At 78.1% G+C, this 12,440-nt stretch carries 1 protein-coding gene; it reads left to right on the forward strand.

Going from position 1 to position 12,440, the window contains the following annotated elements:
• The first annotated feature begins 23 nt into the window (after positions 1-23).
• The gene (locus ACFTWP_RS25370) at positions 24-12,431 is read left to right on the forward strand and encodes an amino acid adenylation domain-containing protein (RefSeq protein ID WP_380267068.1); all 12,408 of its coding nucleotides are present in this window, start codon (positions 24-26) and stop codon (positions 12,429-12,431) included.
• The last annotated feature ends 9 nt before the right edge of the window (positions 12,432-12,440 follow it).

Genomic DNA, 12,440 nt, shown 5'->3' on the forward strand with positions numbered 1-12,440 from the left:
CCGACGACCGGGAAGGGCCGACGATGCCTGAGGCGAGCACCCCCACACCGCAGCACCGGACGAGTGGCCTGACGGCCGCCCAGGCCGGTGTCCTGGCCGCCCAGCGGATCGACCCCGACAACCCGGCCTACAACGTCGGTCAGTACGTCGAGCTGGACGGCCCGCTGGACACCGCCGCCCTGGAGCAGGCGGTGCGCCGCACCCTCGGCGAGGCGGACGGCCTGCACGTGCGCCTCACCGAGCAGGACGGGCGCACGGTCGCCGAGCCGACCGGCTTCGACGCCGCCGGCTGGCGGCTGCCGAGCCTGGACACCCGCGGCGCCGCCGACCCGGTCGCCGCGGCCGTCGGCCTGGTCCGCGACCAGCTCGCCGTCCCGACGCCGTTGGAGGGCCCCGGCGCGGGCCCGCTGACCGGCTCGCTGCTGGTCCGCACCGGCGAGCAGAGCCACCTGTGGTTCCAGTGGTTCCACCACCTGGTGGTCGACGGCTACAGCGTCGCCCTGCTCACCCGCCGGGTCGCCGAGGTCTACACCGCGATCGTCCACGGCGAGCCGGTGCCGGCGAGCCCGCTGCGGCCGGCCGCCCTGCTGGCCGAGGCCGAGGCCGCCTACCTGGACTCCGAGCAGGCCGCCGCCGACCGGGCCTACTGGCTGGAGCGCTTCGCCGACCGGCCCGCCGCGGCCCGCCTCACCGAGCAGAGCGCGGCCGCCTCCGCGGTCTCGCTGCGCCACCGCGTCGAGCTGTCCGCCGAGGCCTCCGCGACCGTGCTCGACGCCGCCCGCGCCGCCCGCACCACCTGGGCCGAGGCCGCCGCGGCCGGGTTCGCCGCCTACCTGCACCGGATGACCGGCGCCCGGGACGCCGTCCTCGGCACGCACGCCATGGCCCGCACCGCCCCCGGCACGCTGCGGGTGCCCGGCATGGCCGTCAACATCCTGCCCGTCCGGCTGGCCGTCACCGGCGCCGACACCTTCGACGGCCTGCTGCGCCAGGCCGCCGAGGCGCTCAAGGGGCTCCGCCGGCACCAGCTGTACCGCGGCGAGGAGCTCCGCCGCGAGCTCGCCCTGGTCGGCACCGACGAGCAGCTCTACGGCCCGCTGCTCAACCTCAAGCCCTTCGACCTGGACCTGGATTTCGCCGGCGTGCCCGGACGGACCGTCAACCTGGCCTCCGGGCCGGTCGACGACGTCTCGCTGTCCGTCACCAAGGACCAGCACGGCCGCCTGGTACTGGAGTTCGACGCCAACCCGGCGCTCCACACCGCCGAGGAGCTGGCCGGCCACGCCCGCCGCTGCGCCGACCTGCTGACCCGGCTCGCCACCGCGCCCGACCGCCCGATCGGCGAGCTCCCGCTGCCCGCCGACGAGGAGCTCGCCGAGCTGCTGCACGGCTGGAACGCCACCGACCGCGAGGTGCCCGCCGGCACCCTGGTCAGCCGGATCGCCGAGCGCGCCGCCGCCACGCCGGACGCCGTCGCGGTGGTCTTCGAGGGCGCCGCACTCACCTACCGCGAGCTCGCCGGGCGCGCCGACGCGCTCGCCCGCACGCTGGTCGCGGCCGGCGCCGGACCGGACCGGATCGTGGCCGTCGCCGTTCCGCGCTCGGCCGAGCTGATGGTCGCCCTGCTCGGCGTGCTCAGGTCCGGCGCCGCCTACCTGCCGCTGGACGCCGACTACCCCGCCGAGCGCCTCGCGTACATGGTCGAGGACGCCGCCCCGGTCGCGGTGGTGACCGTCCCCCCGCTGCTGGAGCGCCTGCCGGCCGGGGCGCCGGTCCTGCTGCTCGACGGGCGGGACGCCCCCGGCACCGAGCTCCCCGAAGTGACGCCGGACCACGCCGCCTACCTGATCTACACCTCCGGCTCCACCGGCCGCCCCAAGGGCGTCGTCGTGACCCACCGCGCCATCGTCAACCGGCTCGCCTGGATGCAGCACGCCTACCGGCTGCGCGCCGACGACCGGGTGCTGCAGAAGACCCCGGCCAGCTTCGACGTCTCGGTCTGGGAGTTCTTCTGGGCGCTCTGCGAGGGTGCGTCGGTCGTCCTCGCCCGCCCCGAGGGCCACAAGGACCCGGCCTACCTCGCCGCGCTGATCGCCGAACAGCACGTCACCACGCTGCACTTCGTGCCCTCCATGCTGCGGGCGTTCCTGGAGGAGCCGTCCGTCGCCGCGCGCTGCGCCGGACTGCGCCGGGCCTTCTGCTCCGGCGAGGCGCTGCCCGGCGAGGTCGTCGAACGCTGGTACGCGGCGCTGCCGGGCGTCCCGCTGCACAACCTGTACGGGCCCACCGAGGCGGCCGTCGACGTCACCCACCACCGCACCGAGCCGTCGGCCGGGGTGGTGCCGATCGGCCGCCCGGTCTGGAACACCCGGCTGTACGTGCTGGACGCCGAGCTGCGTCCGGTGCCCGTCGGTGTGCCGGGCGAGCTGTACCTCGCGGGCGTGCAGCTGGCCCGCGGCTACCTGGGCCGCCCCGGCCTGACCGCCGGCCGGTTCGTCGCCGACCCGTTCGCCGAGGGGGCCAGGCTGTACCGCACCGGCGACCTGGTGCGCTGGGCCCCGGACGGCACCGTCGAGTACCTCGGCCGCACCGACGACCAGGTCAAGGTGCGCGGGTTCCGCATCGAGCTGGGCGAGATCGAGGCCGCCCTGGAGGCCCTGCCGGAGGTCCGGCAGGGCGCCGTCACCGCCCGTGAGCTCACCCCCGGCGGCGCCCGGCAGCTGGTCGGCTACGTCGTCCCGGCCCCCGCCGACCCGGAGGCGCTGCGCGCCGCCCTCGCCCGCACCCTGCCCGAGCACCTGGTGCCCACCGTGCTCCTCGGGCTGGACGCGCTGCCGCTCAGCCTCAACGGCAAGCTCGACCGCAAGGCGCTGCCCGCCCCCGTGCCGGCCGCCGACTCCGCGGCCCGGGCCCCGCGCACCGAGGCCGAGCGGGTCTTCGCCGACCTGGTGTGCGAGATCCTCGCCCTCCCCGCGGTCGGCGTCGACGACAACTTCTTCTCCCTCGGCGGCGACTCCATCTCCGCCATCCAGCTCGGCAGCCGGGCCCGCCGCGCCGGGTACCGGATCACCCCGCGGGTGGTCTTCGAGCGCCGCACCGTCGCCCGCATCGCGGCCGTCGCGGAGACCCTGCGCGCCGCCGAGGACGCGGCGCCCGCCGAGGACGCCGTCGGCGTGCTGCCGCCCACCGCCGTCAGCGAGTGGCTGCGCGGCCGCGGCGGACCGGTCGCCCGGTTCGGCCAGACCACCGTCGTCTCCGTGCCCGGCGGACTCGACCGGGCCCGGCTGACGGCCGCCCTGGACGCCCTCACCGACCGGCACGACGCGCTGCGGCTGCGCCTGCACGTCGCCTCCGACGGCGGTTGGACGCAGGAGGTCCGCCCGGCCGGCAGCGCGCCCGCCGCCGAGTGGCTGCGCCGGATCGCCGTCGCCCCCGAGGAGCTCACCGCCGCCGCGGCGCTGGAGCGGGAGGCCGCCGCCGACCGGCTCGACCCGGAGCGCGGCAGCGTGCTGCAGGCCGTCCACCTGGACGCCGGCGCCGGCGCCCCCGGCCTGCTCGTGCTCGCCGCGCACCACCTCGCCGTCGACGGCGTCTCCTGGCGGATCCTGCTGCCCGACCTGCGGGCCGCCTACGAGGGCCGCACCCTCGACCCCGTCGCCACACCCCCGCGGCGCTGGGCGCTCGGCCTCGCCGAGGCCGCCACCGGCGACGCCGTCCGCGCCGAACTCCCGCTCTGGCAGGCCGTGCTGGCCGACGGCGCCGGCCCGCTGCTCGGCGACCGGCCGCTCGACCCGACCAGGGACACCGCCGCGACCGCCCGGCGGTTGCGCCTCACCCTGCCCGCCGACCGCACCGCGCCGCTGCTCGCGGCGGTGCCCGCCACCCACCGGGCCGGCGTCGACCACGTGCTGCTGACCGGCCTGGCGCTCGCCCTGCTCGGCCGCCGCCGCACCGGCGCCGACCGCACCGACCTGCTGCTGCGACTGGAGGGCCACGGCCGCGAGGACCACCTGGTGCCCGGCGCCGACACCGCCCGCACCGCCGGCTGGCTCACCACCGAGTACCCCGCCCGGCTGGACCTCACCGGCGTCGACCTCGCCGACGCCGCGGCCGGCGGCGCGGCGGCGGGCCGCGCCCTCGCGCTCGTCAAGGAGCAGCTGCGCGCCCTGCCGAACGCCGGCGCCGGCTACGGCCTGCTGCGCCACCTCGACCCGGTCGCCGGCCCCGCCCTGGCCGACGCCGAGCAGCCGCAGCTGCTCTTCAACTACCTCGGCCGGTTCACCGCGACCGGCGCGCCGTGGACGCCGGCGGCCGGCGGCGACGCGATCACCGCGACCGCCGACCCCGGGCTGCCCGCCGCCCACGCGCTGGAGGTCGGCGCGTTCGTCCACGACGGCCCGGACGGCACCGCACTGTCCGTCACCCTGACCTGGCCGGACGGCGTGCTCACCGAGGACGCCGCCCGCGACGTCGCCGACCGCTGGTTCGCCGCGCTCGACGCCCTGGCCGCCTACGCCGACCGCCCGGGCGCGGGCGGGCTCACCCCCTCCGACGTGCCGCTCGCCGCCGTCACCCAGCCGTTGCTCGACCGGCTCGCCGCCGCCCACCCCGGCACCGAGGACGTCCTGCCGCTGTCGCCGCTCCAGGAGGGCCTGCTCTTCCACGCCGGCGAGCAGCGCGCCGAGGGCGCGGACGACCTCTACACCTCGCTCACCTCGCTGGAGCTGCGCGGCCCGCTCGACCCGGCCACCCTGGCCGAGGCCGTCGACGCGGTCGTCAACCGGCACACGGCGCTGCGGTCCGGCTTCACCGAGGACGGCACCGGCCGGCCGCTGCAGCTGGTCGCCGCGGCCGTCCGGGTACCGTGGACGCACCACGACCTGGGCGCCCTCGACGCCGACGGACAGCGCGCCGCGCTCGCCCGGATCGAGGACGACGAGGCCTCCCGCCGCTTCGACCTGGCGCGGCCCCCGCTGGTGCGCTGCGCGCTGGTGGTGCTCGGCCCGGACCACCACCGGCTGGTGCTGACCCGCCACCACATCGTGATGGACGGCTGGTCGACGCCCGTCCTGCTGCGCGAACTGGTCGCCGCCTACGGCGGCGCCGACGTGGCGGCGATGCCCGCGCCCACCCCGTACGCCGACCACCTGGCCTGGCTGGCCGGGCGGGACACCGCCGCGGACTCCGCGGCCTGGCGCACCGCCCTGGCCGGCCTGGCCGCCCCGACCCTGCTCGCGCAGACCCTGGGCACCGGGTCGGACACACCCGCGGCGGCCGGGCGGGAGATCGAGCTGCCGATCCCGGCGGAGCTGTCGGCCGCGCTGACCGCCACCGCCCGCCGGTACGGGCTGACGCCGAACACCCTGGTGCAGGGCGCCTGGGCGATCCTGCTCGGCCGGCTCACCGGCCGCACCGACGTGGTGTTCGGTGCCACCGTCTCGGGCCGCCCGGCGGACATCCCGGGCGTGGAGTCGATGGTCGGGCTGTTCAGCAACACCGTGCCCGTCCGGTTCGCGGTGGACGAGGACGAGCCGGTGGCCGAGGCGCTGGCCCGGCTGCAGGCCGCGCAGTCCGGGTTGCTGGACCACCAGTACCTGGGCCTCGCGGACATCCAGGCGCAGAGCGGCCACGGCACGCTCTTCGACACCCTGCTGGTCTTCGAGAACTACCCGGTGGACCCGGAGCGGCTGACCGCGCGCGGGCTGCGGGTGGCCGGCATCGGCAACCGGGGCGCGACGCACTACCCCCTGACGGTGCTGACCCTGCCGGGCGAGGCCCCGCAGCTGACCGTGGAGTACCGGCCGGACGCCTTCGGCGCCGAGCAGGCCGCCGCCGTCGGCGCCCGGCTGCTGCGGCTGCTGGCGGCGATGACCGCCGACCCGCAGGCGCCGGTGGGCACGCTGGAGATCCTGGGCCCCGACGAGCGCGAGACCCTGCTGGACACCTGGAACGCCACCGGGCGCCCCGCCCCCGGCGGCACCGTCGTGGACGCCCTCGAACGGCAGGCCGCGGCCACCCCGGACGCCGTCGCGGTGGTCTGCGGCGAGCAGCGGCTGACCTTCGCCGAGCTCACCGCCCGGATCGACCTGACGGCCCGCCACCTGGCCGCGCTCGGGACCCGGCCCGGGCAGGTCGTCGCGCTGGCGCTGCCGCGCTCGGCCGAACTGGTCGCCGCGCTGTTCGGCGTGCTGAAGGCCGGCGCCGGCTACCTGCCGGTCGACCTGGACCACCCGGCGGAGCGGGTCGCGCTGATGCTGGAGGACGCCGCGCCGCTGCTCACCCTGACCACCGGCGAGGTCGCCGCCCGCCTGCCGGTGCTCGCCGCGCACGGCCTGGGCACCGTCCTGGACGACGAGCTGGGCACGCGGGCCGCCGAGCCGGTCGCCCCGCACGCCGACGACCTGGCGTACGTGATCCACACCTCCGGCTCCACCGGCCGCCCCAAGGGCGTGCAGGTGCCGCACCGCGGACTGGCCAACATGCTGGAGCACCACGGCGGCACGGTGTTCGCCGACGCCGTGGCGGCGGCCGGCGGGCGGCGGCTGCGGGCCGCGCACACCGCCTCGTTCTCCTTCGACTCCTCCTGGGAGCAGCTGCTCTGGCTGGTGCTCGGCCACGAGCTGCACGTGTACGGCGAGGACCTGCGGCGCGACCCGCAGGCGCTGGCGGAGCGGCTGCTCGCCGACCGGATCGACACCCTGGACGTCACCCCGTCGTTCGGTCGCCAGCTGGTCGAGTGGGGCCTGCTGGACTCGGCCGAGCACCGCCCGCTGCTGTTCCTGGTCGGCGGCGAGGCCGTCGACCAGGCCCTCTGGACGCGGCTGCGCGAGACGCCGGGCGTGATCGGCCACAACTTCTACGGCCCGACCGAGTACACCGTCGACACCCTGGGCGCCGCCTGCGCCGACAGCGCGACGCCGTCCGTCGGCCGCCCGATCGGCAACACCCGGGCGTACGTGCTGGACGCCCGGCTGCGGCCGGTGCCGGCCGGCGTGCCCGGCGAACTGTACGTCGCCGGCCCGGGCCTGGCCCGCGGCTACGGCAACCGCCCGGCGCTGACCGCCGGCCGGTTCGTCGCCGACCCGTTCGCCGCGGGGGCCAGGATGTACCGCACCGGCGACGTGGTGCGGTGGCGCGCCGACGGCTCGCTCGACTACCTGGGCCGCGACGACGACCAGGTGAAGATCCGCGGCTTCCGGGTCGAGCCCGGCGAGGTGGAGGCGGCGCTCGCCGCCCTGCCCGGCGTGGCGCAGGCCGCCGTGCTGGCCCGCGGCGCCCACGGCGCCCGGCGGCTGGTCGGCTACGTCTCCCCCGCCACGGTGGACCCGGCCGGGCTGCGCGCGGCGCTCGCCGCCGAGCTGCCCGAGTACATGGTGCCCGCCGCGATCGTGCCACTGGCGGCCCTGCCGCTGAACGTCAACGGCAAGCTGGACCGGCAGGCCCTGCCGGAGCCGGACGCCGCCGCGTTCGCGGCGCCCGCCGGGCGCGGGCCGCGCGACGAGCGGGAGGCCGTACTGTGCGGCGTCCTCGCGGACGTCCTGGACCTGCCGCGGGTCGGTGTCGACGACGACTTCTTCGCCCTCGGCGGGCACTCGCTGCTGGCGACCCGGGTGGTCGGGCGGGTGCGGGCCGCGCTCGGCGTGACCGCCGCCGTGCGCGACCTCTTCGAGACCCGGACGGCCGCCGCGTTCGCCGCCCGGCTGGCCACCGCCGCCGCGGGCCGCCCCGGCCCGGCGGCCCGCCCGCGCCCGGAGCAGGTGCCGCCGTCCGCCGCGCAGGCCCGGCTGTGGTTCCTGCACCGGCTGGACGGCCCGAGCACCGCGTACACCATCCCGTGCGCGCTGCGGATCGACGGCCCGCTCGACCCGGCGGCGCTGGCGGCGGCGTTCGGCGACGTACTGGCCCGGCACGAGGCGCTGCGCACCGTCTTCCCCGACGTCGACGGCCGGCCGTACCAGCGGATCCTGACCCCCGAGGCCGCCGGGACGCCGTTCGAGGTGCGCGAGGTGACACCGCGGCAGCTCGACGCCGCGGTCGCCGAGGCCGGCGCCCACGCCTTCGACCTGGGCGTGGAGATCCCCGTCCGGGCGACGCTGCTCAGCGCCGGCCCCGAGCGGCACGTGCTGAGCGTGGCCCTGCACCACATCGCGGGCGACGAGTGGTCGGAGGGCGTGCTGCTGCGCGACCTCGACCTGGCGTACGCGGCCCGCACCGCCGGGCGGGCGCCCGCCTTCGCCGCGCTGCCAGTGCAGTTCGCCGACCACGCACTGTGGCAGGCCGAGCTGCTGGCCGCGCCGGACGGACCGGCCGCGACGCAGACCGCCTACTGGACGGACCGGCTGGCGGGCCTGCCCGCGGAGCTCGCCCTGCCCACCGACCGGCCGCGACCCGCCGAGGCCACCGGCCGGGGCGGCGCCGTCCGGCTGCGGCTGCCCGAGGCGCTGCACACCGCCGTCGGCGCGTACGCCCGGCGCAGCGGCGTCACGCCGTTCATGGTGACGCAGGCCGCCGCCGCGCTGCTGCTCGGCCGGCTGGCCGGCACCACGGACGTCGCGCTCGGCACCCCCGTGGCGGGGCGGTCCGACGAGGCCGTGGAGTCGGTGGTGGGCTTCTTCGTGAACACCCTGGTGCTGCGGCACGACCTCGCCCCCCGCGCCGCCGGGGACGCCCCCGCCGGCGCGCCGACCTTCGACGAGCTGGTGCGGCGCTCGCGGGAGACGGTGCTCGGCGCCCTGGCCCACCAGGACCTGCCGTTCGACCGGCTGGTGGAGATCGTCAACCCCGAGCGCTCGCTCGGCCGCCACCCGCTGTTCCAGGTGATGGTGCAGCACCGCCGCGAGGCGGGCGGTCTGGACGCGCTGCTGGGCGCCCGGACGGCGCTGCTGCCCGACCCGGTGCACGCGGCCCGCTTCGACCTGGCGTTCACCTTCGTGGAGTCCGCCGACGGCGCCCGGACCGACCTCACCGTGATCCACGCCGAGGACCTGTACGACCGGGCGACCGCCCGGCTGTTCGGAGCCCGGCTGATCCGGGTCCTGGAGCAGGCGATGGCCGCCCCGGACCGGCCCGCGGACCGGATCGAGCCGACCGCCGCCCAGGAGCGGCGCGGCCTGGCCGGCGAGTGGAACGCCACCGCGCGGGAGGTCCGCGAGGGCACCCTGGTGAGCCGGATCGCGGAGCGGGTGGCCGCCACCCCCGACGCGGTCGCCGTCGACTTCGAGGGCGAGTGCCTGACGTACCGGCAGCTCGACGAGCGCGCCGGGCGCCTCGCCCGGGTGCTGGCCGCGGCCGGGGCCGGTCCGGACCGGATCGTGGCCGTCGCCGTGCCGCGGTCGGCGGAGCTGATGGTGGCGCTGCTGGGCGTGCTCAGGTCGGGCGCCGCGTACCTGCCGCTGGACCCGGAGTACCCGGTGGAGCGGCTGACCGCGATGGTCGAGGACGCCGCGCCGGTGTGCGTGCTCTCCGTGCCCGGGCAGTCCGAGCGGCTGCCGCGGGTGGCCGGGGTGCCGGTGCTCGCCGTCGACGCGGACGGGCCGCAGGCCGAGCCGGTCGCGGCCGGCCCGGACCACGCCGCGTACGTGATCTTCACCTCGGGCTCCACCGGTCGCCCGAAGGGCGTCCTGGTGACGCACCGGGCGATCGTCAACCGGCTGGACTGGATGGGCGTGGTCTACCACGTCACCCCCGAGGACCGGATCCTGCAGAAGACCCCGGCCAGCTTCGACGTGTCGGTGTGGGAGTTCTTCCTGCCGCTGGTCAGCGGCGCCCGGGTGGTGCTGGCCCGGCCGGGCGGCCACCGCGAACCCGACTACCTGGCGGCGCTGGCCGCCCGGGCCGGCGTCACCGCCTGCCACTTCGTGCCGTCGATGCTGACCGCCTTCACCGCCGCGGCCGAGCAGGACCGGGCCGTGCGGGCCGGCTTCGCCGGGGTGCGCCAGGTGTTCTGCTCGGGCGAGGCGCTGCCGGCCGCGGCCGTCGACCGGTTCGCCGCGCTCTGGCCGCAGATCGAACTGCACAACCTGTACGGCCCCACCGAGGCCGCCGTCGACGTCACCTACCACCGGGCGTGGGCCGGCGCGGGCACCGTGCCGATCGGCCGCCCGGTCTGGAACACCCGGCTGTACGTGCTGGACGCCGAGCTGCGTCCGGTGCCCGTCGGTGTGCCCGGCGAGCTGTACCTCGCGGGCGTGCAGCTGGCCCGCGGCTACCTGGGCCGCCCCGGCCTGACCGCCGGCCGCTTCGTCGCCGACCCGTTCGCCGCGGGGGCCAGGATGTACCGCACCGGCGACCTGGTGCGCCGGCTGGTCGACGGCGAGATCGAGTACCTGGGCCGCACCGACGACCAGGTGAAGATCCGCGGCTTCCGGATCGAACTGGGCGAGGTCGAGGCCGCCCTCGCCGCCCTCCCGGGCGTCGGGCAGGCCGCCGTGACGGCCCGTCCGCTCACCGAGGGCGGGGCCCGGCAGCTGCTCGGCTACGTGGTGCCGCGGCCGGGCGCCGCGGTCGCCGGCGAGGCCGCCCGCGCGGCCCTCGCCGCGGCCCTGCCCGAGCACCTGGTCCCCGCCGTGGTCACCGTGCTGGACGCCCTGCCGCTGAGCGTCAACGGCAAGCTCGACCGCAAGGCGCTGCCCCTCCCCGGCCGGGGAGGGCCGGCCGCCGCACCCGCGGGGCAGGGGCCGGCCCGCGCGATGGCCCGGGTGTTCGCCGAGGTGCTCGGCCTGGCCGAGGTGGGCGAGGACGAGAACTTCTTCGCGCTCGGCGGCGACTCCATCGTCTCCATCCAGCTGGTCAGCCGGGCCCGCCGGGCGGGCTTCGGGCTGACCGCGAAGGACGTCTTCCAGCACCCGACGCCCGCCGCGCTGGCCGGCGCGGCCGAGGGCGGCCCGACCGGCGCCGCCGAGACCGCCACCGCCGCGGGCCCGGCGCCCGCACCGGCCCGCCCGGCGGACGGGCCGCTGCCCGCACTGCCGGTCGTGCACTGGCTGCGCGAACGCGGCGGACCGATCGACCGCTTCAACCAGTCGGTACTGCTGGCCGTGCCCGCGGGCCTGCGGGAGGACCGGCTGCGCCGGGCGCTCGCCGCACTGGCCGAGACCCACCCGGCGCTGCGGCTGCGCCTGCAGCGCACCGACGGCGTGTGGACCCAGGAGGTGCTGCCGGCCGCCCAGGCGCCCGCGGTCACCGACCCGGGGACGCTGCGCCGGGTCGGGTCGACCGGCGCCGACCTCGCCGCCGAGGCCGACGCCGCCGCGGCCGCCCTCGCCCCCGACGAGGGGCGGGTGCTCCGCGCGGTCTGGTTCGACGCGGGCCCGGAGCAGGAGGGCCGGCTGCTGCTGACGGTGCACCACCTGGCCGTGGACGGCGTCTCCTGGCGCACCCTGCTCCCGCAGCTGGCCGCCGCGTACGAGGGCCGCGCCCCCGAAGCGGAGGCGCACTCGCTGCGCGACTGGTCGGAGCACCTGCTGGCGCACGCCCAGGAGCGCCGCCGGGTCGCCGAACTCCCCTACTGGCGGGAGGCCCTGGCCGGCCCGGCCGGGCCGCTCGGGGCGCGCGCCGCCGATCCGGCCCGGGACACCGTGGGGACCTTGCGCACGCTGCGCCGCACGCTGCCCGCCGACCGTACGGCGCCGCTGCTCGCCGACGTGCCGCAGGCCTTCGGCGCCGGCGTGGACGACGTCCTGCTCGCCGGCCTGGTGCTCGGCGTGGCGGCCGCCCGCCCGGGCGCCGCACCCGCCGTCCAGGTCGACCTGGAGGGCCACGGCCGGGGCGGCCACGACGGCGACTCCCCCGACCTGGCCCGCACCGTCGGCTGGTTCACCACCGTGCACCCCGTCCGGCTGGACCTCGCCGGGCTCGACCCGGCCGTGGCGATGGCCGGCGGCGAGGCCGCCGGGCAGGTGCTCAAGCAGGTCAAGGAGCAGCTCCGGGCCGCCCCCGACAAGGGCCTCGGCTACGGCCTGCTGCGCCACCTCAACGCGCAGACGGCGCCGCTGCTGGCGGCCGGGCCGCGCTCCGAGGTGCTGTTCAACTACCGGGGCCGCACCGACGGCCGGGCGCCCGACACGGGCGGCTGGCGGTTCGCCCCGCCGCAGGAGCGGGCCGTGGTGGCCGCGGCGGCCGGGCCCGATCCGGCGATGGCGGCCGGGTACCCGCTGGAGATCGACGCGGTCGTCCAGCCCGGACCGGACGGCCGGCCCGAGCTGGCCGTCGAGTGGAGCTGGCCGCGGGCGCTGCTGACCGACGCCGAGGCGGCCGCCCTGGCGGACTCCTGGTTCGGCGCCCTGGACGCGATCGCCGCGCACACCCGGCTCGGCGGCGGTGGCGGTATCACCCCGTCCGACCTGGACCTCGTCGCGTTGAAGCAGGACCAGATCGACCGGCTGGAGGCCCGCATGCGCGGCGGCTCCCGGCCCACCCGGCGGCGGCGATGACCGGCCACC

This window comes from Kitasatospora sp. NPDC057015 (assembly GCF_042673745.1).
Lineage (GTDB): Bacteria > Actinomycetota > Actinomycetes > Streptomycetales > Streptomycetaceae > Kitasatospora.